Here is a 23,551-nt window from a genome sequence, read left to right as displayed (position 1 = left end):
GGCGGGGGCGATTGCAGCCCCCGCTTCTTTCTGCGCCGCGCTTCTCCGGATCGCATCGATGTCGTTCGAACTGACCTACCTGCTCTGGAGTGCCGTTCTCGCCTTCGCCTATATGATGGCGCAGGCGGGCGCCTATCGCCTGCAGCACGGCGTCATCGAAGCTGATACCAATCGCGACGTCGTGCCGGAGCCCAATGTCTTTACCGGGCGGGCGGGACGGGCGCTGCGCAATTTTCACGAGACCTATCCGGTCTTCATCGCCCTTGCGGTCGTGATAGAATTCTCCGGACGGAGCGGACCGCTCACCCAATGGGGCGTGGGGATCTGGTTCTGGGCAAGACCCGCCTACCTGCCGATTTATATTGGCGGCCTCGGATTGGTTCGCTCCGCCGTCTGGACCGTTTCGGCGGTCGGGCTCCTGCTGATGATTGCGGGTATTCTGATCTGAACGGAGGAACTCGCATGGCATCCGAACCAAACGTTCCGCCGATCCAGGTGCATCTCTGCGTCAAGGACGGCATCGCGGCGATCGCCTTTTACGAGAAGGCCTTTGGTGCCCAACACACCTTTTGCCAGCTGGCGGAGGATCGCAAGCGCGTGATGCATTCCAATCTCGCGCTCTTCGGCGGCGAGATCATGCTGCACGACGAATTTCCCGAATTCGGCTCGAACGTTCTTTCGCCGAAGACGGTCGGTGGTGCGAGCGTCGCCATCAACATCAATCTGCCTGATGCCGCCGACGTCGATGCAGCCTATGACCGGGCGATCGCCGCCGGGGCATCGACAGTTCTGGAGCCGCAGGATACCTTCTGGCACGCACGTTACGCGCGCATCCAGGATCCCTTCGGCCACGTCTGGGCCTTCAACGCACCGGTCGCACAACCATGAGCCAATATCTCCTAGAACTCGCATCGCTGATGGCGATCTTCGCCTTTGCGATCGTCTCTCCCGGCGCCGATCTGGCCATGGTCATGCGCCAGTCGATCGTGCATGGCCGGCGCCCGGCCATCATCACGTCCTTCGGCATCGGCACCTCGCTGATGTTCCATGTGACTTACACGATCCTCGGTCTGGGGCTGATCATTTCGCAGTCGATCTACCTCTTCAACATCGTCAAATGGTGCGGCGTCGCTTACCTGATCTATATCGGCATCAAGGCGCTCCGTGCCGGCCAGACGGAGATCAAGGTCGAGCGCGCGGAAGGCAATGAGCCGGCCAAGGGCCAGTCGACCGCCAAGGCTTTCGGCCTCGGCTTTGCCGCCAATGCGCTCAATCCGAAGCCGGTATTCTTCTTCCTGTCGATCTTCTCGACCGTCGTCAGCGCCCACACGCCGATCCTCGTCAAGTTCGGCTATGGGCTGGTCATGGCCACCTGCCTGATCCTCTGGTTCGTCGGCGTCAGCCTGTTCATGACGACGCCGCGGATGCGCGCCGCCTTCACCCGCGCCAGCAAGTGGATCGACCGCGCCAGCGGCGTGGTCTTCATTGCGCTTGGTCTCAGGCTCGCGACGGAGAAGGCAGCCTGATCATGATCTCCGGTCGCTTCATCTTGATGCTGTTCTGCACCGCGCTTGCAGCGCCGGCTGCCGCTGCCGATTGCAAGCAGTCGCACGCGATCTACGCCGATCGTGACGGCGGCTATGAGCTGCGCTTCGAGCCGGTCGGCTCGGCAAGTGCGGCGACCAGCAACCACTTCAAGGTGGCGGTGCTCAAACCCGGGCTTCTGCTCGACGGCGTCGTGATGCCGGCGGGAGAGCCGGAACGCGCCACGGGGCTGATCATGCACAATTGCCCGGAGGGTGACGCGACCGGCGAGGAACTGCGCGCCTGCACGGTATGGCAGGGCGTCGTCTATGCGCTCGACAAGGCCGGTGCGATCAGCGAGATCCCTGGTGAAGCCGAACAGGCGGCCGAGCAGTTGCTGCTTCCCGATTTCGGGCCTTCCCTCAGAGCATCGAGCGCCTGGGGCAAGGGCAAGGCCGAGGCCGACAGCTGGGATTCTTTCACCCTCAAGGGATGCGCCGCATGAGCGCAGGCCCCGTTCTTCTCGTGACAGGCGGTAGCCGCGGTATCGGCGCGGCGGTTTGTGTCGCCGCGGCGAAAGCCGGCTGGCGTGTCGCAGTCAACTACGCGACGAACCGTGATGCGGCAGATGCGGTTGTCGGCGCGATCGAAGCGGCCGGCGGCTCGGCGATTGCGGTTCAGGGCGATGTCGGCTCGGAGGCGGATATCCAGGCGATGTTCGCTGCCGTCGATGCGGCCTTCGGCCGGCTGGATGGCCTCGTCAACAATGCCGGCATCGTTGGGCCGACCGCGCGGATCGACGAGATGTCGGTCGAGCGGCTGGAGCGGATGTTCCGCATTAACGTCACCGGCTCCATTCGCTGCGCGGCGGAAGCGGTTCGGCGCATGTCGACGCGCTACGGCGGCAAGGGTGGCGCCATCGTCAACATCTCCTCGGCCGCAGCCGTGCTCGGCTCGCCGGCACAATATGTCGACTACGCCGCCTCGAAGGGTGCGATCGACACCTTCACCATCGGCCTTGCGCGCGAGGTTGCGACCGAGGGCATTCGCGTCAATGCGATCCGTCCCGGCGTCATCGATACCGAGATCCATGCCTCCGGCGGCCTGCCGGACCGGGCGCGCGATCTTGCTCCCACCATTCCCGTTCAGCGACCCGGCACCGCCGAGGAAGTCGCTGACGCGGTTCTCTACCTCCTGTCAGACAAGGCGACTTATGTGACGGGGGCAATTCTCAATGTCAGCGGCGGGCGGTAACCGCCCTGAAGGAAGGATATTCTAATGGCTTATGATCTCATCGTTATCGGCAGCGGCCCCGGCGGCTATGTCTGCGCCATCAAGGCGGCTCAGCTCGGCCTGAAGGTGGCCGTCGTCGAGAAGCGCGCCACCTATGGCGGCACCTGCCTCAACATCGGCTGCATCCCGTCGAAGGCGCTACTGCATGCTTCGGAGGTGTTCCATCAGGTCGCCCATGGCGTCGACGCGCTTGGCGTCGAAGTCGCAGCACCGAAGCTGAACCTCGAAAAGATGTTGGCCCACAAGGACGCGACCGTTAAGTCCAACGTCGAGGGCGTCTCGTTCCTGTTCAAGAAGAACAAGATCGACGGCATCCAGGGCACCGGCAAGGTTCTCGGTCAGGGCAAGGTTTCGGTCACCAACGACAAGGGCGAGGAGCAGATCCTCGAAACCAAGAACATCGTGATCGCCACCGGCTCCGACGTCGCCGGCATTCCGGGCGTTCAGGTCGATATCGACGAGAAGGTGATCATCTCCTCGACCGGCGGCATCGCGCTCGAAAAGGTCCCGGCCAACATGATCGTCGTCGGCGGCGGCGTCATCGGCCTCGAGCTCGGCTCGGTCTGGGCGCGCCTCGGCGCCAAGGTTACGGTTGTCGAATATCTCGATACCATCCTCGGCGGCATGGACGGCGAAGTTGCCAAGCAGTTCCAGCGCATGCTCGCGAAGCAGGGCATGGACTTCAAGCTGGGCGCCAAGGTGACCGGCGTCGTCAAGGACGGCAAGGGCGCCAAGGTGACCTTCGAGCCGGTCAAGGGCGGCGACGCCGTGACGCTCGATGCCGACGTGGTGCTGATTGCCACCGGCCGCAAGCCTTACACCGATGGTCTTGGCCTCGATAAGGCCGGCGTCGTCATGGACCAGCGCGGTCGTGTCGAGATCGACCATCACTACCAGACGAGCGTTACCGGCATCTACGCGATCGGTGACGTCGTGCGCGGCCCGATGCTCGCCCACAAGGCGGAAGACGAAGGCGTCGCGGTTGCCGAGATTCTCGCCGGACAGGCCGGCCACGTGAACTATGACGTCATCCCGAGCGTCGTCTACACCCAGCCGGAAGTCGCCTCCGTCGGCAAGACCGAGGAAGAGCTGAAGGCTGCGGGCGTCGCCTACAAGGTCGGCAAGTTCCCCTTCACCGCCAATGGCCGCGCGCGCGCCATGCTTGCCACCGACGGCTTCGTGAAGATCCTCGCCGACAAGGAAACCGACCGGGTTCTCGGCGGCCACATCGTCGGCTTCGGCGCCGGCGAGATGATCCACGAAATCGCCGTGCTGATGGAGTTCGGCGGTTCGTCGGAAGACCTCGGCCGCACCTGCCACGCGCATCCGACCATGTCGGAAGCGGTCAAGGAAGCGGCTCTTTCGACCTTCTTCAAGCCGATCCACATGTAATGATCCAGCGAGGGGGCTGCAGCAAGCGGCCCCCTTGTTCCAGCCGCGCGCTTCAACACGCCGGCTGTTGTTGCGGCGCTTTCACCAGTGCCGCGTCAGCGTTCGCTGACATCCCCCCCGGAGATTTCGTGGCGGATGGCGACTATCTCTCATTCTTCAGAAGCAGATCGGAGCGCGTGGAAGCGCTCCTCGAACTCCCGCCTGAGGCTGCGTCGTGCTTCGGCCGCGCGCTGCCGGCGCTTGCGGTCGGCGGTGTCAGTGTTCAGCGGAGGTACGGGCGTCGGCGCGCCGTCGGCGTCGACCGCGACCATCGTGAAGTAACAGGAGTTGGTGTGTCGCCGCTCGCCACTCCTGATGTTCTCGGCCTCGACGCGGATGCCGATTTCCATCGAGGTGCGGCCGGCATTGTTGACCGCGGCACGGAAGGTGACGAGCTCGCCGACGTGGATGGGCTGGCGGAAGGTCACCTGGTCGACCGAAAGCGTCACCGCATATTGCTGCGAATAGCGCGAGGCGCATGAGAACGCCACGCGATCCAGGAGATTGAGCAGCGCGCCGCCATGGACCTTGCCGCTGAAATTCGCCATGTCCGGCGTCATCAGCACGACCATTTCGAGTTCGCGTGTGTCGTGGCTGGTTTCCATTGTCCATCTCCAGAATTTGCAACGCTCAGCTTGAGTTATGCAGCTTGTCGGAGCGAAGGGAAGGGGCCTCACCGCATCGGCGAATGACGGCCCCGGCGGCAGACTGGGTGTGACGATTGGACCGAGGGCTGCGACAAGCGGTCTCCTGTCCAGGCACGACGGAGGGCGCAATCATGTCTCAAAGGACAAGCGACGCCGTGGCGTCAGGAGGAAACATGAATCCGAGAGCCGTGGCCACCTCGTTGCCGAACCGGCATCTACCCGACGCCGATTGGGCCGACCGATTCGAGCTCGCGCTCGACGGCAAGGGCGTGACCGCTGCGGAAGCGGCCGAACGTTCGCTTGGCCGTTCGCCGCGATGGATTCGCGAACTGCTGCGCCTGCGCAACCGCGTGGTCTCGCTCATTGGCCTGAAATCGGCAGCGCCGAAACCGGGTCGCTTCGGGCTGGTCGGGGCGTTTCCAGTGCTGTCGAAAAGCGACGACGAAGTGGTGCTCGGTTTCGACGACAAGCATCTCGATTTTCGCATCGTCGTGGATGTCAGGGCGGGATCCGCGGTCAACCAGATCGTCGGCGTCACCACGCTCGTCCGCAGGCACAATACGCTCGGGCGGGTTTACCTGGCGGCGGTCACACCGTTTCACAAGGTGATCGTGCCGACGCTTCTGGCCCGGGTGGCGGGTCCGGGCGGTCAGATTGGCTGATCAGTCTCCGGCTTGAACGCCCGCCAGTCAGTTGGCGCGCGTGACCGTGAAGCCCTGGGCGCGGAGCAGTTCGACAAGACCTTCCTTGCCCGGAAGGTGCAGCGCTCCGACCGCCATGAAAGCGCCGCCGTCCTTCAGGATCGGTTCGGCACGTGTCGCCATCGTCTTGTTGCGGTCGACGATGATGCGCTGCTCGAAATCGGCATAGCCGAAATCCTCGGCGGAGCCCTTGTCGGAAACGGATCTCATCATCGGCATGATCATGCCGGTGTCGCCGGAAAGGTAGAGATCGGTCATTGTCGCGAAGACGTCGTCGATCGTCTTGCCGAGCGCCAGCGTCTCGATCAGCGCGCGCAGGTGCAGTTCTGTCGGAAGCGAATCCATCGCTGCGAGCTGTTCGATCAGCGTCTCCAGGCCCTTGAGCGTTTTGCCCTGGCTGACCGCATCCTCGGCAATCTTCTTGTCGAGGAAGGAGGCGCCGGTCGCCTTGCGGCTGATCTCGCAGGCGGGCAACGCGACGAAGCTCGCGATCATCCAGGGTTTCATGCGCGCAACGAGCGTCAGCGGAATGCCGCGGGCTTTGAGGCCCGCTTCGAGCTGTTCGCGATCGCCGGGCTCCAGGAAATCGGCGATCGTCTTGTTGTCCGGAAACATGGTGAGGTCGGGCCGCATCAGGATCGCGGCGGCCGATTTCTTCTCGTCGACGATCTCGTCCGATTCGACGATGACGGTTGAGGCTGCTTCGAAAGCGGCCGGCGCCTCGGCAGGCAACGCCAGTACGCGCGGATCGGTCACGTGCATGGTGCCGAGCAGCCAGGAGGCCGCGATGCCGTCCTTCTCGATCTTCCAGAAGATGCCTTTGCCGTTCGGCACGGCGGCGGCTTCCGCTTCGAGTGCGGCGAATTTGGTCGGATCCGACTTGGCAAGGGCGGTGAGCACATTCGAGCCGCCGCATTCGGCTTCCTGCGCATCGGCTTCCGCAACGAAGAAGAGTGCAACGACGAGGCTGGCGGCAAGAACAACATGCAAGAGGGCAATGAGCCAAAGCGTATCGTCAGCGACCCGCGCAAGCAGGTTTCGATCAGGTCTCGCAAAGGCGGTCATCATTGTTCCCCGACGGTCGGACGGTCGTTGCTGAACCCTAGGGCCGGGCCGGTCACGGCTTCCTTAAAGGGCATGGTTAATCCATCGTTTCGCCGAAAATCAGGCGCGCGGATGGGCGCGATCGTAGATTTCCAGAAGCCGCGCGGAATCGACACCGGTATAGACCTGCGTGGTCGACAGGCTGGCGTGGCCGAGCAGTTCCTGGATGGTTCGCAGATCGCCGCCGCCGGCCAGCAGATGGGTGGCGAAGGAGTGTCGCAGCGCATGCGGCGTTGCCGTGTCCGGCAGGCCGAGGGCCCCGCGCAGCTTCTGCATTTCCCGCTGGATGATTGCCGGCTGCAGCTTGGCGCCACGGGCACCACGAAACAACGGTTCATCAGCAGGCGGCTGATAGGGGCAGAGTTTGATATAGGCTGCGACGGCTTCACGCGCAGCCTGAATCAATGGCACGAGCCGCGTCTTGCCGCCTTTGCCGATGATGCGCAGCGACGAGGGCGAGTCGGCGAAATCGCCCGATGTCAGCCCGAGCGCTTCGGAAATGCGCAGGCCGCAGCCATAGAGCAGGGTCAGCACCGCGGCATTGCGCGCGGCGATCCAGGGCTCCTCGGCAAGCTGCGCCTCCGAGGTCACGACGTTCAGCGCCTCTCGGTCGGTCAGCGGCTTCGGCAGGGATTTCGGCTGCTTCGGCGAGCGCACGGCGGCGGCACCTGCTGCGTTCGCAAGGCCATTGCGTTCGAGAAAGCGCAGGAAGGAGCGCAAACCGGCGAGGCCACGGCCGAGCGTGCGTGCACCGGCGCCACCCTTGCGGCGCTGGGCGAGGAAGCCGCGCAGATCCGCCGGCCGCAGCGTCCGGATGTCGGAAAGGCGCGGCGGCCCGGCCAGATGGCCGGTCAGGAATGTCAGGAATTGACGGGTGTCGCGCTCATAGGCCTCGACGGTGTTGTCGGAGAGGCGCCGCTCCCGCATGAGCCCATTGAGCCAACGTTGGCGTTCGGCAAGGAGTTCCGGATGGCCGATGACGAGGAGCTCGTTCATTGTCGCTTCCCAAGTTGGTCCATCGGCGACAATGCCCTGACGCATCTTATGTTTTTGCTAATGCGCCCTTGGAATCTGTCATTCTTCGATCATATAGAATTGCGATGGTCAGCCGGAAAGAATCGGATCGGACTATGGTGGGACGGGATTCGGTGAACGGATTCGCGCATTTTGCTGAAGTACTCGCCCTGGTCTCACAGGGAAAACCTGGTCACATCGTTGACACCCTGATTGCCGAGCGCGGGCAGCGCATCGTCAAGAGCCCGATGTGGCCGTTGATGCGACCTTTTCTCTACGCGTTGCTGAACTACCGCAAGGCGCACGAGTTCGCCGATGCGGTCGCCAACATGCCCGGCTTCCAGGCCTTCGAACATCTGAGTTCGCTTCTCTCGCTGGAGGTGCGGGTCGACCGGGCCGAGCGCATTCCGGCCAAGGGCGGCTTCCTGCTCGTCAGCAACCATCCGACCGGCATTGCCGACGGTATCGCTGTTTTCGACCTGCTCAAGACACGGCGGCCGGACATGATGTTCTTCGCCAATCGCGACGCCATCCGCGTCAATCCACGCTTTGTCGAGATGGTCATCCCGGTCGAATGGCGTGAGGAGCACAAGAGCAAGCTGAAGGCCCGCGAGACGCTGCAGGTGACCAACCGGGCGATCGGCGAGGGCAAGGCGACGGTGCTCTTCCCTTCCGGGCGCATCGCCTATTGGGCGGACGGCTGCCTCAACGAGCGGCCGTGGAAGACGTCTGCGGTGGGCTTTGCGCGCAAATACGGCCTGCCGATCCTGCCGGTGCACATGAGCGCCCGCAATTCCGGCCTGTTCTACTGGTTCGCCAAATGGTCGACGGAACTGCGCGACATGACCGTGTTCCACGAGCTGCTCAACAAGAAGGGCGACTTCTTCGATTTCCGCATCGGCAACCTGATCCCGCCGGAGGCGCTGGAAGGTGAGCCTGGCGAGGTGACGAAGGCGCTCGAGCGGCACACGGTGTTCGATCTGGCCATGGACGCGGACGTGGCGTTCCAGCCCCGGTTGCAAGCAGAGGTCGCGCTCTAGCGATCAGCCGCGCCATGCCTGCCGGGCTTCACGCCGTGCGGCGGATCGGCTAGGTCTTGGGCATGCAGCTTCAATCCATGTTTGCCGAAAACTACCGTTCGTTGAAGTCGATCCGCATGGATCTGACGGGCGTCAACCTGTTCATCGGCGAGAACGGCGTCGGCAAGTCCAATCTCTATCGTGCGCTTCAACTCGTGCAGTCGGCGACGCGCGGCACTCTGGCGCGCGAGATCGCGGAGGAGGGCGGGATGTCGTCGGCGCTCTGGAGTGGCCGCCGCCGCGCCGACAAGCCGGCGCGCATAAGGCTCGAGACCGAGTTGCTGGATGAGGAGCGGGCGATCACCTTTCGCTACCGCATCGAGGCCGGGCTGCGTCCGCCTTTGGCGGCCGCAGGGTTTGCCTATGAGCCCCAGGTCAAGGAAGAGGAACTGACCGTTGAAACCGGCCGCCGTCCCGTGACGATGATGAAGCGGTCCGGCCCCGGCATCTTCGTGCGCGGCGACCGCGGGCGGATGGAGGACTATCCGGAAACGGCTCTGACCTCGGAAACGGCGATCTCGCTGCTCGGCGATGCCGGCCACTATCCGGAGGTCGGCACCTTTCGCCGCGCGGTCGACCAATGGCGGTTCTTCCATGGCTTCCGCACCGATCGCGATTCGCCGTTGCGGTTGCCTTGCCTCGCCGTGACGGCGCCGATGCTTGACGAGACGGGTGTCAACATGGCTGCGGTGTTTGCGACGCTCAGGCACACACGTGAGGATACGGTTGATCTCGATCGAGCGGTCGCCGACGCCTTCGGCGGCGCCTATCTCGACGTTCCCGAACCGGGACAGTTTGCCGAGTTTTCGCTGGTCTTTCCGGATTTCCCCAACCGGCCGTTTTCGCCGCGCGAGCTGTCGGATGGGCAGATGCGGTTCCTGGCGCTGGCGGCGGCGCTGCTTTCCTATCGCCGGCCCCGGTTCATTGCGCTGAACGAGCCGGAGACGAGCCTGCATCCGGACATGCTGCCGGCGCTCGCCGACATGGTCGCCAGCGCTTCGCGCGAAAGCCAGATCTGGATCGTCACTCATTCTGAGCGGTTGGCGGAGGAAGTGCGCCAGCGTTGCGGCATCCGTCCGCGCCGGGTGATCCGCAAGGACAGCGCCACCTGGATCGATGGCATGCGGCTGACGGGGCTGATGGACGACGACGAGTAGGCAACAAAAAACCCCGCAGCGATGCGGGGTTTTCATTCATTCCTGAAGCAATCAGGCGATCTTCTGGCCGGTCTTGGCCCAGTCGGCCAGGAACATTTCGAGGCCCTTGTCGGTCAGCGGGTGCTTGACCAGAGCCTTCAGCGTTGCCGGCGGCGCGGTGATGACGTCGGCGCCGATGAGGGCGGCTTCCTTGACGTGGTTCACGGTGCGGATCGAGGCTGCAAGGATCTCGGTCTCATAGCCGTAGTTGTCGAAGATGTGGCGGATCTCGCGGATCAGGTCCATGCCATCGAAGGCGATGTCGTCGAGGCGGCCGACGAAGGGCGAAACGAAGGTCGCGCCGGCCTTGGCGGCGAGCAGGGCCTGATTGGCCGAGAAGCACAGCGTCACGTTGGTCTGGTGGCCGTCCGAGGTCAGCGCCTTGCAGGCCTTGAGACCGTCGAGCGTCAGCGGCAGCTTGATGCAGATGTTGTCGGCGATCTTCGAAAGAACGGCCGCTTCCTTCATCATCTCGGCGTATTCGGTGGCGGTCACTTCAGCCGAAACCGGGCCTTCGACGATCGAGCAGATTTCCTTGGTGACTTCCGTGATGTCGCGGCCCGACTTCAGGATCAGCGACGGGTTGGTGGTGACGCCATCGAGAAGGCCGAGATCGTTCAGCTCGCGGATTTCCTTGACGTCGGCGGTATCAACGAAAAATTTCATGGAGTCACTCCTTGGGCACGATTGCCGCTCGGGCGCATCTCTACCGGGGAGGAATTCCGTTGGCAGAGATCGCGCGCGTTGAAACTCTGGTGGAACCGTGACAAACCCTGCGCCGGCAAGGCTGCGGTTCGCAGCGCAGTTTTCTTTAACCGAAACACGTGGCAAGGTCACGGCAAAATGACTCGCGATTCAACCGATTTATTCGGCGATTTGCTCGGGCCGATTTCTGCCCGTCGCGTCGTGCCGGTCCTGGTGCCCATGCCGGCGCCGAAAGCCTATTCCTATGCGGTTCCCGACGGCATGGCGGTCGAGCCGGGCTCGATCGTGCAGGTGCCGCTCGGCCCCCGTCTCGTCGTCGGCGTGGTCTGGGATGGAGACGATGACGGCAATGTCGATCCGAAGAAACTCAAGACAATCGAGAAGGTTTTTGACTGCCCGCCGCTGACGAGGGACATGCGAACTTTTCTTGACTGGGTTGCTGCCTACACTGTGACGCCGCCGGGGCTCGTCGCGCGCATGGCGCTCCGGGCACCGGCGGCCTTCGATCCGGAGCCGATGGTGGAAGCGCTGCGCCTCACGGAGATGCGACCGGAGCGCATGACGGCGGCTCGTGAGCGCGTCATCGCGACCGCGAGCGACGGCCTCTCCTGGACGCGCTCCGGGCTTGCGCATGCGGCCGGCACATCGTCGAGCGTGATCGAGGGGCTGACGCAGCAAGGCGTCTTAGAAACCGTATTCATGGCGCCGCCGCCGGTGGTTGCCTTGCCTGATCCCGATTTTGTCGCGCCCCGGCTCGAAGGGCCCCAGAAGGATGCGGCAGCCGATCTCCTGGCGGCGGTGGAGGAGGGCGGCTTCTCTGTGTCGCTGATCGACGGCATCACCGGCTCCGGCAAGACCGAGGTTTATTTCGAGGCGATTGCCGCGACGCTTCGGGCAGGCAAGCAAGTGCTGATACTCTTGCCGGAGATCGCGCTGACATCGAGTTTCCTCGAGCGCTTCCAGGATCGTTTCGGGGCGAAGCCGGCGGAGTGGCACTCGGACCTTGCGCCGCGGACGCGCGAAAAGGTCTGGCGCCAGGTGACGACCGGCACGGTGCGTGTCGTTGCCGGCGCGCGGTCCGCGCTGTTCCTGCCGTTCGAAGAGCTCGGTCTCATCATCGTCGACGAAGAGCACGACCCGGCCTACAAGCAGGAAGACCGCGTCTTCTACAATGCGCGCGACATGGCGGTCGTGCGCGGTCGGATCACCGGCTTTCCCGTCGTGCTCGTCTCGGCGACGCCATCGGTCGAAAGCCGAGTCAATGGCGAAGTCGGCCGTTACAAGCCGATCCACCTGCCGACGCGTTTCGGCGATGCGGCGCTGCCGCGGCTCGGCGTGGTCGATATGCGCCAGCATCCGCCGGCGCGCGGCGGCTTCCTTTCGCCGGTTCTCATCAACCAGATCGGCAAGGCCGTTGAGCGCGGCGAACAGGCGCTGCTTTTCCTCAACCGCCGCGGTTATGCGCCGCTGACGCTCTGCCGCGTCTGCGGCCATCGCTTCCAGTGCCCGGACTGTTCAAGCTGGCTCGTCGAACACCGCTTCCGCGGGCAGATCCAGTGCCACCATTGCGGCTATACGGAGAAGACGCCGGAGGCCTGCCCCGAATGCGGCACGCTCGATCATCTCGTTGCCTGCGGCCCGGGGGTCGAACGCATTGCCGAGGAGGTGGAGCGGCATTTCCCCGAGGCGCGCACGATCGTGCTGTCCTCCGACCTCATGGGCGTCAAGCGGCTGCGGCTGGAACTCGACGCCATTGCGCGCGGCGAAGCGGACATCGTCATCGGCACCCAGCTTGTCGCCAAGGGGCATAACTTTCCGCTGATGACGCTGGTCGGCATCGTCGATGCCGACCTCGGCTTGGCCAATGGCGATCCGCGGGCAGCCGAGCGGACGTTCCAGCTTCTTTCGCAGGTGACCGGCCGCGCCGGGCGAACCGGCCTCAAGAGTCTCGGCCTGTTGCAGACCTACCAGCCGCAGCATCCGGTGATGCAGGCCATCGTCTCCGGCGATGCGGATGCCTTCTACGACCGCGAGATCGCCGAGCGCGAAAAGGCCTTGCTGCCGCCCTTCGGCCGGCTCGCCTCGCTGATCGTTTCGGCCGATACCCGTCAGGATGCCGAGGGCCATGCGCGGGGCTTGCGCATGGCTGCGCCGCGGACCGACGGCATCACCATTCTCGGCCCGGCGGAGGCGCCGCTGGCGCTGATCCGTGGACGGCATCGCTTCCGCCTGCTGGTGCATGGCCGGCGCAACAGCGACATGCAGGCTTTCGTCAAGGCGATGATCGCCGCCGGCCCCAAGGAGCGCGGCTCGATCAGCGTCCAGCTCGACATCGATCCCCAAAGCTTCCTGTAAATTCAAGTTTCCTGTGATCGTCGCGTTGAACAGGCCGCGGGCGATTCACAACCGGGGCGACATGCGCTAGAGGTCAAGGACGCGCCGCTTCGGCCGAAGACGAAACGGCATGACAAGGGCTCATCTGCAGGAACGGGCATGGAATTCTACATTCCGACGGAAACCGGCGAATTCCTCGCCTTCTGCGCGGCCGTGGCTGCGGCGCTGATCGGCGTCGTCATGCTGTTTGCGCCGCGGCTTACCTTTCGTGCGGCTGGCATCGGCATTGCCGAGGGGCGGCGCGGCGGTTATGCCGAGGCACGCTCCACCATGGGCGGCATGCATGTGGGGCTCGGCCTTGCCGCGATCCTCCTGGCGCAGCCGATGGTCTATCTTGCAGTCGGAGCGGCGTTCGCGCTTGCCGCCTTCGGCCGAATCCTCTCGATGATGAGCGACAACGGCGGCACGGTCTACAACTGGCTGGCGCTCTTCGTTCAGGCGGCACTCGCCATCCTTCCGCTCGCATACGTCTTCGGCATGATCTGATCGTGCCGCGGGCCGTTCCGCGATTCACAACGCAGGAAACGAATTTACGGCAAAATTCGGCCAAGGTGGCCGACTTATGCCGCATTCCTGCCGTTCGCGTGTTGCGAGTCCAAACATCCTATGCTAGACGAACCGCGAATTGCGGGGGAAGTGGGTCGCCAGGCCTCGATATCCTGCAAATTATTGCAGCAAATTCAAGAATTTAAGTTGACGGCCCACCGCCAGCTCGGTTCTTGGATGAAAATGAGAGAAGCTTGTGCCCGTGGCAGACACATCCCAGCTTATTTCCGGTGTTGCAGAAAGATACGCGTCCTCGCTTTTTGAACTCGCGCTCGGCGCCGGTTCCGTCGAGGCAGTCGGCGCGGATCTGACCCGCGTCCAGGCCCTGATCGACGGCAGCGATGATCTGAAGCGGCTGATCGTAAGCCCGGTCTTTTCTGCAGACGACCAGTTCAAGGCCATTTCGGCAGTTGCCGAGAAGGCTGGTATCTCCGGGCTCGTCGGCAACTTCCTCAAGGTCGTTGCCCGCAATCGCCGACTCTTCGCGCTGCCGGGCATGATCAAGGCGTTCCGCCTGATCGCCGCACGCCATCGTGGCGAAGTCTCCGCCGACGTCACGTCGGCCCATGCGCTCTCTGCAGTGCAGGAAAACGAATTGAAGGCGACGCTGAAAAGCGTCACCGGCAAAGACGTGACGGTCAACGTCACCGTCGACCCGTCTATTCTTGGAGGTCTGATCGTCAAGGTCGGGTCCCGCCAGATTGACACCTCCCTTCGCACCAAACTCTCTACCCTTAAGCTTGCACTGAAAGAGGTCGGCTGATGGATATCCGCGCCGCGGAAATTTCCGCAATTCTCAAAGATCAGATCAAAAATTTCGGCCAGGAAGCAGAAGTCTCCGAAGTCGGTCAGGTGCTTTCCGTCGGTGACGGTATTGCCCGCGTCTACGGCCTCGACAATGTTCAGGCAGGCGAGATGGTCGAATTCCCGGGTGGAATTCGCGGCATGGCGCTGAACCTCGAAGCCGACAACGTCGGTGTCGTTATTTTCGGTTCGGACCGTGACATCAAGGAAGGCGACACCGTCAAGCGGACCGGCGCCATCGTGGACGTCCCGGTTGGTCCGGAACTGCTCGGCCGCGTCGTCGACGCGCTCGGCAACCCGATCGACGGCAAGGGCCCGATCAACGCCAAGCAGCGCTCGCGCGTTGACGTCAAGGCTCCGGGTATCATTCCGCGCAAGTCGGTTCATGAGCCGATGTCGACCGGCCTCAAGGCCATCGACGCTCTGATCCCGGTTGGTCGTGGCCAGCGCGAGCTCGTCATCGGCGACCGCCAGACCGGCAAGACCGCGATCATCCTTGACACGATCCTCAACCAGAAGGCCATTCACGACAATGGTCCGGAAGGTGACAAGCTGTATTGCGTCTACGTCGCAATCGGCCAGAAGCGTTCGACGGTTGCCCAGTTCGTGAAGGTTCTGGAAGAGCGTGGCGCTCTGCAGTACTCGATCATCGTTGCTGCAACCGCATCCGACCCGGCTCCGATGCAGTACCTCGCACCGTTCGCCGGTTGCGCGATGGGCGAATACTTCCGTGACAACGGCAAGCATGCCCTCATCGGCTACGACGACCTGTCGAAGCAGGCTGTTTCCTACCGTCAGATGTCGCTCCTGCTGCGCCGCCCGCCGGGCCGCGAAGCTTACCCGGGCGACGTTTTCTACCTGCACTCCCGCCTGCTCGAGCGCGCTGCAAAGCTCTCGGACGACAATGGCGCCGGTTCGCTGACGGCTCTGCCGGTCATCGAAACGCAGGGCAATGACGTTTCGGCGTTCATCCCGACCAACGTGATCTCGATCACCGACGGCCAGATCTTCCTTGAAACCGACCTGTTCTACCAGGGCATCCGTCCGGCCGTTAACGTCGGTCTGTCGGTTTCGCGCGTCGGCTCTGCCGCGCAGATCAAGGCGATGAAGCAGGTTGCCGGCTCGATCAAGGGCGAACTCGCTCAGTATCGTGAAATGGCCGCCTTCGCGCAGTTCGGCTCGGACCTCGATGCCGCTACGCAGCGCCTGCTGAACCGCGGTGCCCGCCTGACCGAACTCCTGAAGCAGCCGCAGTTCTCGCCGCTGAAGACGGAAGAGCAGGTCGCGGTCATCTTCGCTGGCGTCAACGGTTACCTCGACAAGCTGCCGGTCAACCAGGTCGGCAAGTTCGAGCAGGGCCTGCTTTCGTACATGCGTTCGGAAGGCAAGGACATCCTGGAAACCATCCGCAAGGACAAGGCGATCTCCGACGACGTCAAGGGCAAGCTGAAGGCTGCAATCGACAGCTTCGCCAAGTCTTTCGCCTGAGCGGATTTCATTTAGGACGGATAACGGATGCCTTCACTTAAGGATCTGAAGAACCGGATCGCCTCCGTCAAGGCGACGCAGAAGATCACCAAGGCGATGAAAATGGTCGCCGCGGCGAAGCTTCGGCGTGCGCAGGAGGCGGCCGAGGCCGCCCGGCCTTACTCGCAGCGCATGGCTACCGTTCTCGCCAACATCGCTCAGGCGGTTGGTGCGGACGACAGCGCGCCTGCCCTGATGACCGGAACCGGCAAGGACGATACGCACCTTCTGGTCGTCTGCACGGCTGAACGCGGCCTTTGCGGCGGCTTCAACTCGCAGATCGCCCGTCATGCCCGCGACCACGTTCGCAAGCTGCTCGCAGCCGGCAAGACGGTCAAGATCATCTGCGTGGGCAAGAAGGGCTTCGATATTCTGCGTCGCGAATTCGCGTCGCTGATCATCGATCGTGTCGACCTGCGTGAAGTCAAGAAGATCGGCTTCGAAAACGCCGACCAGATTGGCCACAAGGTCATCGCGCTCTTCGAAAAGGGCGAGTTCGATGTCTGCACGCTGTTCTACTCCGAGTTCAAGTCCGTTATCGCCCAGATTCCGACGGCTCAGCAGCTGATCCCCGCTTCGGCCGGCCCGGTCGCAGCGGAAGCATCGGATGCTTCGGCCGTCTATGAATATGAGCCGGACGCGGGCGCGATCCTGAGCGACCTCATTCCGCGCAACATTTCCGTGCAGATCTTCCGGGCCCTGCTCGAGAACGTCGCCGGCGAAATGGGCGCGAAGATGAGCGCGATGGACAATGCGACGCGCAATGCTGGTGAGATGATCAACAAGTTGACGCTGAACTATAACCGTCAGCGCCAGGCTCAGATCACCAAGGAACTCATTGAAATCATCTCGGGCGCGGAAGCGCTCTAAGGTTACGGAAAGAGGGTAAGGATTATGGCTAAGGCAGCTACCCCGAAAGAAACCGCAGTGGAGAAGAAGCCCGCTGCACCGAGGAAGGCAGCTTCCGCCAAGACCGCAGCAGTTGCCGCAACCGGCGCTGTCGGTCGCGTAACGCAGGTCATCGGCGCCGTCGTTGACGTCGTGTTCGAAGAAGGCCAGCTTCCGCAGATCCTGAACGCGCTGGAGACCGACAACCACGGTAACCGCCTCGTTCTCGAAGTCGCTCAGCACCTCGGCGAAAACTCCGTCCGCACGATCGCCATGGACTCGACCGAAGGTCTCGTGCGCGGCCAGCCGGTCACCGACACCGGTGCGCCGATCACGGTTCCGGTTGGCGACGAAACGCTCGGCCGCATCATGAACGTCATCGGCGAGCCGGTCGACGAAGCCGGTCCGCTCGTTACCTCGGGCAAGCGCGCGATCCACCAGGATGCGCCGTCCTACGTCGAGCAGTCGACGGAAGCACAGATCCTTGTCACCGGCATCAAGGTCGTCGACCTTCTCGCGCCTTACGCAAAGGGCGGCAAGATCGGCCTCTTCGGTGGTGCAGGCGTCGGCAAGACCGTTCTCATCATGGAACTGATCAACAACGTCGCCAAGGCGCACGGTGGTTACTCGGTGTTTGCAGGCGTGGGTGAACGCACCCGCGAAGGCAACGACCTCTACCACGAAATGATCGAGTCCGGCGTTAACAAGCATGGCGGCGGCGCAGGCTCCAAGGCTGCGCTCGTTTACGGCCAGATGAACGAACCGCCGGGCGCCCGCGCTCGCGTCGCTCTGACGGGCCTCACGATCGCTGAAGACTTCCGCGACAAGGGCCAGGACGTTCTGTTCTTCGTCGACAACATCTTCCGCTTCACCCAGGCAGGTTCCGAAGTGTCGGCTCTGCTCGGCCGTATTCCTTCGGCCGTGGGTTACCAGCCGACGCTGGCGACCGACATGGGTCAGATGCAGGAACGCATCACCACGACGACCAAGGGTTCGATCACCTCGGTTCAGGCCATTTACGTTCCGGCCGACGACTTGACCGACCCGGCGCCGGCTACCTCGTTCGCCCACCTGGACGCAACGACGGTTCTGTCGCGCTCGATCGCCGAAAAGGGCATCTACCCGGCCGTTGACCCGCTCGACTCCACGTCGCGCATGCTCGACCCGATGATCGTCGGCGAGGAGCACTACGAAGTGTCGCGTAAGGTGCAGACGACCCTGCAGCGCTACAAGTCGCTCCAGGACATCATCGCCATCCTCGGCATGGACGAACTGTCTGAAGAAGACAAGATCGCCGTTGCCCGCGCTCGTAAGATCGAACGCTTCCTGTCGCAGCCGTTCTTCGTCGCCGAAGTCTTCACGGGTTCGCCGGGCAAGCTCGTCGCTCTCGAAGACACGATCAAGGGCTTCAAGGGCCTGGTCAACGGCGAATACGACCACCTGCCGGAAGCTGCCTTCTACATGGTCGGCTCGATCGAAGAAGCGGTCGAAAAGGCCAAGAAGCTGGCTGCTGAAGCCGCTTGATTGCACTGTTAAGCCTCGGCGCGATCCAAGCGCCGAGGCTTTCATCCTGCCTTATCAGAAGGCAGGGAAGACATGCACAGCCGCCTTTTAGGTGGCGCGCCCACGAGAAGTGAATGGTCATGGCCGATTTCAACTTTGAGCTTGTTTCCCCCGAGCGCCTGCTCCTCTCCGAAAAGGTGACGGAAGTCGTCATTCCGGCGACCGAGGGCGAGATGACCGTGATGGCCAATCACGCTCCGACGATGACGACGGTCAAGCCCGGCGTGGTCACGGTGAAGACGGCGGACGGCAAGACCGAGCGCTTTGCTGTGTTCGGCGGCTTTGCCGACATCCTGCCGACCGGCTGCACGCTTTTGGCCGAGTCCGCCGTCCACGTCGACGAACTCGACCGTACGGTTCTTGAAAACCGCATCGATGCGGTTCGTGCCGAGCTGGAAGGCGCCGGCGACGAGAAGAAGACCCGTCTCGAGCAGTTCGTCGCCGAACTGACGAAGCTCGGCGAGATCGTGATCCCGGCCTGAAAGGGACACCCGGAAGGGTAATGCAAATCCGAAAGCCCCGCCTTCGTGCGGGGTTTTTTGTTGATCGCGAGTTCTTTGCCGTGACGCTTCGCTTAAGTGGAGCGGGATGCGGGCGGACAACCGTATACCCTTCCTCATCAGTATTAGCCTTCGCGTCGGTGAATGGCTTGCCCGGATCGGCGCTTTAGCTATTCTTCATCAGAAGCCCTTTATTGGTCCCTGAAAGTTCAGCTCAAAGAAGAAGAGGCGCCGGCATGACGTCAAAGATTGTTCCGGTGATCATGGCGGGCGGGCGCGGCACCCGTTTGTGGCCGCTCTCTCGCGCCGCCGCTCCGAAGCAATTCCTGCAGATCCTTTCCGATCGTTCACTGTTCCAGCAGACGCTGGAGCGCGTGCGCGACGCCGGCCAGTTCGAGCCGGCCATCATCGTCACCAACAGCGACTTTCGCTTCATCGTCGCGGAGCAGGCGCGGGCGATCGACGTACATCTGGGCGACATCCTCCTTGAGCCGGTTGCACGCAACACAGCGCCGGCGCTGACTGCCGCGGCTTTCCAGGTACTCAGCCGTTACGGCAAGGGTGCGGTCATGCAGGTGCTTGCTTCTGACCATGAGATCGATGCCGGCGAGGTCTACAGGGATTGCATACTCAGGGCGCACCAGGCCGCCCGCCACGGAGAACTGGTGACCTTCGGCATCACGCCGACGGAACCGGCGACCGGCTACGGCTACATCGAGCGCGGCGAAGAACTGACGGCTGGCACGAACCGTGTGGCGCGGTTCGTCGAGAAGCCGGACCGCGCCAAAGCCGAGGCAATGCTCGAGACCGGGCGCTACCTCTGGAACTCCGGCATGTTCATGCTGCCGGTAAAACCCTTTCTTGATGAGATGAAGCGCCACGCGCCCCAAGTCTGGGAAGCGACGAAGCTCGCGGTCGACGGGGCTCAGAAGGATCTCGACTTCACGCGGCTGAATGCCGAGAGCTTCGCGGCCGCGCCTGATATTTCAGTCGATTATGCGGTCTTCGAAAAGACCGAGCGGGCAGCCGTGGTGCCGTCTTCCTTCCTCTGGTCCGATCTCGGCAGCTGGGACGCCGTCTGGAAGACGGGAGAAAAGGACGGCGACGGCAATGTCGTCACCGACAAGGCCACGGTGTCGAACACGCGCAATTCGCTGGTCCTGTCGCGCGACATTCACCTTGCAGTTCAAGGGCTGGACGATGTCGCCGTCATTGCCGGCGAGGATGCCGTCTATGTCGGACGGCTGGCCGATAGCCAGAGCGTCGGTTCCATCGTCAAGACGCTGGCGAAGTCGCCACAGACGGCGGCGCTGACCGAGATACACCCGACGTCCTATCGCCCCTGGGGGGCGGTCGCGGCCATTTCGGACGGAGAACGCTTTGCCGTCAAACGTCTGCGCGTGAACCCCGGCAAGAAGATCTCACTGCAGAAGCATCATCATCGGGCGGAACATTGGATCGTGGTGCGCGGCACGGCGGAGATCACGATGTCCGGGGAAACGCGAATGCTGCACGAGAATGAGTCGGTCTATATTCCGCCGGGGATCGTGCATCGGCTTCACAACCCGGGCAAAATCCCGCTGGAACTGATTGAGGTGCGCACCGGCTCCTATCTCGGCGAAGACGACATCATCCGTATCGAGGACGAATTCGGCCGAAGCTAAGGGGTAATCCCTTACTGCATGTCTCCTTGAATCGGCCTCGATTTAAGGACGAAGACCTGCAGCAAATCAAAGTGCTAGCGACCTTTGCGCGTCTGATGAGACTGCGCCGCAGGCCCGAATGATCGGACGACACGAAAAAAGCCCGGGCCAAGACCCGGGCTTTGCGTAGGTGAGAGCGGGAGGGCTGTCCCGCTCCAAATTCGGCACGCTTATAGCTGATGGATCAGCCGGCGACGCGCTCGGTTTCGCCCTTCTGAGCGTAGTAGTGGCCGAAGCGGTTTGCGAGGAAGGTGTCGAGGCTGATGTCTTCCTGGCGAACGAAGCCCTTCGAGGCGATCTTGCCTTCGGCGAGCAGATCGAGCACGGCGCAGATGCTGCCTGCCGTGGTGATCTGGATACCGCTCTGCATGCGGCCGGCAACGACGCCGCTATAGACCTTGTTGGCGTAGGTTTCCTGGATCAGGCGGCCGCTGCGGAAGCCCGAAACCGTAACGAAGATCACGACGACGTCCTGGGTGGTGGTCGGCAGGGCGTTCTCGAAGATGTCCTTGAGGACTTCGCGGCGGTGGCGCAGGCCGAGGTCGTTGAGGAGCGCCTTCATGATGGCGGCATGGCCCGGATAGCGGATCGTCTTGTAGTTGAGCGTGCGAACCTTGCCCTTCAGCGTTTCGCAGAGGGTGCCGAGACCGCCCGAGGTGTTGAAGGCTTCATAGGTGACGCCGTCGAGCGAGAATTCTTCGCGCTCTTCCATGGCCGGCACTTCGATGAGGTTGTTTTCGACGATCGCTTCGCAGGGCTCGATATATTCGTTGATAACGCCGTCGGTGCTCCAGGTAAGATTGTAGTTGAGCGCGTTCGACGGGTACTGCGGCAGGGCGCCAACGCGCATGCGCACGCTTTCCAGCGTCTCAAAGTGGCTGGCGAGATCGTTGGCGACGATCGAGATGAAGCCCGGTGCGAGGCCGCACTGCGGGATGAAGGCGGTGTTCGCCTTGGCGGCGATCGCCTTGACCTGGCGAGTGGATTCGACGTCTTCGGTCAGGTCCAGGTAGTGGATGCCGGCTTCAGCAGCGGCTTCGGCGATGGCGACCGTCAGGTGGAACGGAGCGGCGCTGAGGACGGCAAACTTGCCCGACAGAAGAGCGACGAGCTGCTTCTTGTCGGCGATATCGACCGTCGCGGTCGTGATAGCAGCGTGCTTTTCCACCTGCTCCAGCTGCTCGGCGCTGCGGTCGGCGACGCAGACGCTGTAGTCGCCGGTATGGGCGAGCATGCGAGCGATGGTGGAGCCGATCTTGCCTGCTCCGATGACGACGATATTCTTCATTCTTTCCCCCAGGGCATGAGAACTGTGTGTGCCCCTATTGTCGTGGGAGGGGTTGTTGATTTGAAGCGCTGAAACGACTAAATCGCCTATAGATATTCGGCAGATTGCCCAACCGGACCGACGAAATGCAAATCACGGATAAGGATCGAGAGCTCCTCGCCGTCCTCAGCGAAAATGCCCGCATGCCGACGGCGACGATCGCGCGCCGGCTCGGCCTGTCGCGCACGACAGTGCAGGCGAGGATCGAGCGGTTGGAGCGCGAGGGAATCATCGCCGGCTATGGCGTGCGCCTGTCGGAGAGCTACGAGAAGGGGCTGGTCAAGGCGCATGTGCTGATCACCATCGCGCCGCGGGCGCTGAGCCGCGTGACCCCCGAACTCAGTGCCATCCGTGAAATCCAGACGCTGCATTCTGTCAGCGGCAGTTTCGATCTTATCGCGGTGGTCGCGGCGACGTCGATCAGCGAACTCGATCTTCTGATCGATCGCATTGGCGAGATCGACGGCGTCGACCGGACGCTTTCTTCGATTATCCTTTCGACCCGGATCGATCGGTAGGCCGTTGCTTTCCTAAGTCAGCGAGTGACGGGATCGTCATGGCGCATGCCCCGCGGAGGGCTTCTCGCCTGATGTGGCGTCCGTCGCTGGCTCCTTCCCATTCGGCACTTTTGCCGGCACGTTCCAGTCTGTCGGGCCCTTGACGAAGCTACGCAGTCCGGCATCGCCATAGGCGAGCCATTTGCTCCGGTCGAAGTAAAGCTCGGCAATGCTCTTCGGCCGCGCGCGCGGCGGCTGGTTGGCAAGGAAGTTAAAGCGCGGCGTCACCTCGTCGGACTCGCGCTTGAACTGGATGCGGCTGCCGAAACGCTTGAGATCGAATTCCTTCAGCGCCTGGATTTGCAGGGTGACGCTTGCGGCATCGGCCCAGCGCACGTGGTCGAGGAACACCGCCGCTGCCCGCGCCGCTGCCGTGGTCACGGCCTGGCGGTCCTCCGGTCGCTCGATGTTGAGCTTGACGCGGAAGGAGGTGATTTCCTCCTCGCCGCTGCCTTTGACGAAGATGAAGATCGATGAGGGCTTGTCCTCGCCCGGACGCGGGAAGGAGACGAGTGACGAACATTCCCATTGGGCACGCTCACCGGCACCGGCTTTCCATTCGAGTTCGCGAAAGCCGGCGTCGCGCAACTCGTCGCAGAGCGCCTTGGGATCGCTGCGGATGACGCGCAGGAACTGCTGCTCCGGCGTCTGCAGATCCTGGAAGGTCCAGGCGGGCAGGGCGATGCGTGGCGGTTCGCGCCTTGCCGGCTTCTCGGCCGTCGATTCGGAGGGCTTGCTCTTCGCCAGGAAGGTCGTCGGCAGACCCAATGCCACGAGAACTTTCTTGAGGTTGCGCTGTTCGTTGGCAAGCAGGGCCGTCGCGAGAATGGCGGTGACGATCAGGATGAGAGCGACGAGAAAGAAGCGCAGTCCCGTCCGACCGGCAGGCTTTGGAGCCGGCGTCTTGCCACGGGGCGTGCTCATGCGGTCCCGCCTGCCCGGCGGGGCGCGATGAGGCGCGGTACCTCCAGCAAAAGGTGATCGGTCGGCCGGGCTTCCATGATCTCAAGTTATCAACGGGTCTAGGCCTTCTTCATCCCCGAAATCC

24 protein-coding genes are annotated in these 23,551 nt (G+C 63.0%); 18 read left to right on the top strand and 6 right to left on the bottom strand.

The window, feature by feature from the left end; translation table 11 throughout:
- Nucleotides 1–58 precede the first annotated feature (58 nt).
- The 6 genes from ACN9MO_RS16320 to lpdA are packed head-to-tail and all read left to right on the top strand — an operon-like array spanning nucleotide 59 to nucleotide 4,209.
- Nucleotides 59–448 carry an MAPEG family protein gene (locus tag ACN9MO_RS16320; RefSeq protein WP_425985622.1) on the top strand — a complete coding sequence of 130 codons (390 nt, stop codon included), beginning with the start codon at nucleotides 59–61 and terminating at the stop codon, nucleotides 446–448.
- A 14-nt stretch (nucleotides 449–462) separates the two neighbouring features.
- A complete protein-coding gene (locus tag ACN9MO_RS16315; protein WP_057255007.1) occupies nucleotides 463–888 on the top strand; it encodes a VOC family protein in 426 nt (141 codons plus the stop codon).
- On the top strand, nucleotides 885–1,526 hold the full coding sequence (locus tag ACN9MO_RS16310; RefSeq protein ID WP_057255008.1) for a LysE family translocator: 642 nt from the start codon (nucleotides 885–887) through the stop codon (nucleotides 1,524–1,526). Before ACN9MO_RS16315 ends, ACN9MO_RS16310 begins: the two co-directional genes overlap by 4 nt.
- 2 nt (nucleotides 1,527–1,528) lie before the next feature.
- Nucleotides 1,529–2,029, top strand: a complete 501-nt coding sequence (locus ACN9MO_RS16305) for a hypothetical protein (protein ID WP_057255100.1) — start codon at nucleotides 1,529–1,531, stop codon at nucleotides 2,027–2,029.
- A complete protein-coding gene (locus tag ACN9MO_RS16300; RefSeq protein WP_057255101.1) occupies nucleotides 2,026–2,778 on the top strand; it encodes an SDR family oxidoreductase in 753 nt (250 codons plus the stop codon). The genes ACN9MO_RS16305 and ACN9MO_RS16300 overlap by 4 nt, the downstream gene beginning before the upstream one ends.
- A gap of 24 nt (nucleotides 2,779–2,802) precedes the next feature.
- Nucleotides 2,803–4,209 carry a dihydrolipoyl dehydrogenase gene (gene lpdA, locus ACN9MO_RS16295; RefSeq protein ID WP_058325694.1) on the top strand — a complete coding sequence of 469 codons (1,407 nt, stop codon included), beginning with the start codon at nucleotides 2,803–2,805 and terminating at the stop codon, nucleotides 4,207–4,209.
- A 149-nt stretch (nucleotides 4,210–4,358) separates the two neighbouring features.
- Here the strand turns inward: lpdA and ACN9MO_RS16290 are convergent, their stop codons facing one another.
- A complete protein-coding gene (locus ACN9MO_RS16290) occupies nucleotides 4,359–4,853 on the bottom strand; it encodes an acyl-CoA thioesterase (protein ID WP_057255010.1) in 495 nt (164 codons plus the stop codon).
- A gap of 215 nt (nucleotides 4,854–5,068) precedes the next feature.
- Between ACN9MO_RS16290 and ACN9MO_RS16285 the strand changes: the two genes are divergently transcribed.
- Nucleotides 5,069–5,557 carry a DUF2867 domain-containing protein gene (locus ACN9MO_RS16285; protein WP_112995693.1) on the top strand — a complete coding sequence of 163 codons (489 nt, stop codon included), beginning with the start codon at nucleotides 5,069–5,071 and terminating at the stop codon, nucleotides 5,555–5,557.
- Nucleotides 5,558–5,584: 27 nt separating this feature from the next.
- Here ACN9MO_RS16285 and ACN9MO_RS16280 read toward each other — a convergent pair whose 3' ends face one another.
- Together ACN9MO_RS16280 and ACN9MO_RS16275 are read right to left on the bottom strand one after the other, a co-directional pair.
- Nucleotides 5,585–6,661 carry a TraB/GumN family protein gene (locus tag ACN9MO_RS16280; protein WP_113133413.1) on the bottom strand — a complete coding sequence of 359 codons (1,077 nt, stop codon included), beginning with the start codon at nucleotides 6,659–6,661 and terminating at the stop codon, nucleotides 5,585–5,587.
- 99 nt (nucleotides 6,662–6,760) lie between these two features.
- Nucleotides 6,761–7,696, bottom strand: a complete 936-nt coding sequence (locus ACN9MO_RS16275) for a tyrosine recombinase XerC (protein WP_112995695.1) — start codon at nucleotides 7,694–7,696, stop codon at nucleotides 6,761–6,763.
- 134 nt (nucleotides 7,697–7,830) lie between these two features.
- Here ACN9MO_RS16275 and ACN9MO_RS16270 point away from each other — a divergent pair, with 134 nt between their 5' ends.
- On the top strand, nucleotides 7,831–8,754 hold the full coding sequence (locus ACN9MO_RS16270; protein WP_057255014.1) for a GNAT family N-acetyltransferase: 924 nt from the start codon (nucleotides 7,831–7,833) through the stop codon (nucleotides 8,752–8,754).
- Between the two features lie 62 nt (nucleotides 8,755–8,816).
- The gene (locus ACN9MO_RS16265) at nucleotides 8,817–9,950 is read left to right on the top strand and encodes an AAA family ATPase (protein ID WP_112995696.1); all 1,134 of its coding nucleotides are present in this window, start codon (nucleotides 8,817–8,819) and stop codon (nucleotides 9,948–9,950) included.
- Nucleotides 9,951–10,001: 51 nt separating this feature from the next.
- On the opposite strand, the gene fsa is transcribed toward ACN9MO_RS16265, so the two are convergent.
- A complete protein-coding gene (gene fsa, locus ACN9MO_RS16260; RefSeq protein WP_057255016.1) occupies nucleotides 10,002–10,655 on the bottom strand; it encodes a fructose-6-phosphate aldolase in 654 nt (217 codons plus the stop codon).
- A gap of 177 nt (nucleotides 10,656–10,832) precedes the next feature.
- Here fsa and ACN9MO_RS16255 point away from each other — a divergent pair, with 177 nt between their 5' ends.
- The 8 genes from ACN9MO_RS16255 to ACN9MO_RS16220 all read left to right on the top strand — a co-directional run bounded on the left by ACN9MO_RS16255 (nucleotide 10,833) and on the right by ACN9MO_RS16220 (nucleotide 20,580).
- Complete coding sequence (locus tag ACN9MO_RS16255) at nucleotides 10,833–13,049, top strand: primosomal protein N' (RefSeq protein ID WP_112995697.1); 2,217 nt, start codon at nucleotides 10,833–10,835, stop codon at nucleotides 13,047–13,049.
- A gap of 138 nt (nucleotides 13,050–13,187) precedes the next feature.
- Nucleotides 13,188–13,574: a hypothetical protein gene (locus ACN9MO_RS16250; RefSeq protein ID WP_057255018.1), complete on the top strand. Its 387-nt coding sequence runs from the start codon at nucleotides 13,188–13,190 to the stop codon at nucleotides 13,572–13,574.
- Nucleotides 13,575–13,836: 262 nt separating this feature from the next.
- Nucleotides 13,837–14,397, top strand: a complete 561-nt coding sequence (locus ACN9MO_RS16245; RefSeq protein ID WP_058325691.1) for a F0F1 ATP synthase subunit delta — start codon at nucleotides 13,837–13,839, stop codon at nucleotides 14,395–14,397.
- The gene (gene atpA / locus ACN9MO_RS16240; protein ID WP_057255020.1) at nucleotides 14,397–15,926 is read left to right on the top strand and encodes a F0F1 ATP synthase subunit alpha; all 1,530 of its coding nucleotides are present in this window, start codon (nucleotides 14,397–14,399) and stop codon (nucleotides 15,924–15,926) included. The genes ACN9MO_RS16245 and atpA overlap by 1 nt, the downstream gene beginning before the upstream one ends.
- A 27-nt stretch (nucleotides 15,927–15,953) precedes the next feature.
- On the top strand, nucleotides 15,954–16,835 hold the full coding sequence (locus tag ACN9MO_RS16235) for a F0F1 ATP synthase subunit gamma (RefSeq protein ID WP_058325690.1): 882 nt from the start codon (nucleotides 15,954–15,956) through the stop codon (nucleotides 16,833–16,835).
- 24 nt (nucleotides 16,836–16,859) lie between these two features.
- Nucleotides 16,860–18,377, top strand: a complete 1,518-nt coding sequence (gene atpD / locus ACN9MO_RS16230; protein WP_093233134.1) for a F0F1 ATP synthase subunit beta — start codon at nucleotides 16,860–16,862, stop codon at nucleotides 18,375–18,377.
- Nucleotides 18,378–18,496: 119 nt separating this feature from the next.
- A complete protein-coding gene (locus tag ACN9MO_RS16225; protein ID WP_057255102.1) occupies nucleotides 18,497–18,898 on the top strand; it encodes a F0F1 ATP synthase subunit epsilon in 402 nt (133 codons plus the stop codon).
- 254 nt (nucleotides 18,899–19,152) lie between these two features.
- Nucleotides 19,153–20,580 carry a mannose-1-phosphate guanylyltransferase/mannose-6-phosphate isomerase gene (locus ACN9MO_RS16220; RefSeq protein ID WP_112995698.1) on the top strand — a complete coding sequence of 476 codons (1,428 nt, stop codon included), beginning with the start codon at nucleotides 19,153–19,155 and terminating at the stop codon, nucleotides 20,578–20,580.
- A 223-nt stretch (nucleotides 20,581–20,803) separates the two neighbouring features.
- Here the strand turns inward: ACN9MO_RS16220 and ACN9MO_RS16215 are convergent, their stop codons facing one another.
- A complete protein-coding gene (locus ACN9MO_RS16215) occupies nucleotides 20,804–21,907 on the bottom strand; it encodes a saccharopine dehydrogenase family protein (protein ID WP_057255024.1) in 1,104 nt (367 codons plus the stop codon).
- A 125-nt stretch (nucleotides 21,908–22,032) separates the two neighbouring features.
- On the opposite strand from ACN9MO_RS16215, the gene ACN9MO_RS16210 reads away from it, so the two are divergent.
- Nucleotides 22,033–22,464: an Lrp/AsnC family transcriptional regulator gene (locus tag ACN9MO_RS16210; protein ID WP_057255025.1), complete on the top strand. Its 432-nt coding sequence runs from the start codon at nucleotides 22,033–22,035 to the stop codon at nucleotides 22,462–22,464.
- 36 nt (nucleotides 22,465–22,500) lie between these two features.
- Here the strand turns inward: ACN9MO_RS16210 and ACN9MO_RS16205 are convergent, their stop codons facing one another.
- Nucleotides 22,501–23,427 carry a DUF6030 family protein gene (locus tag ACN9MO_RS16205; protein WP_255571356.1) on the bottom strand — a complete coding sequence of 309 codons (927 nt, stop codon included), beginning with the start codon at nucleotides 23,425–23,427 and terminating at the stop codon, nucleotides 22,501–22,503.
- Nucleotides 23,428–23,551: the final 124 nt, after the last annotated feature.

It is taken from the genome of Ensifer sp. R-19 (assembly GCF_049905105.1).
GTDB lineage: Bacteria > Pseudomonadota > Alphaproteobacteria > Rhizobiales > Rhizobiaceae > Ensifer.
This window is presented reverse-complemented; position numbering and strand designations above follow the sequence as displayed.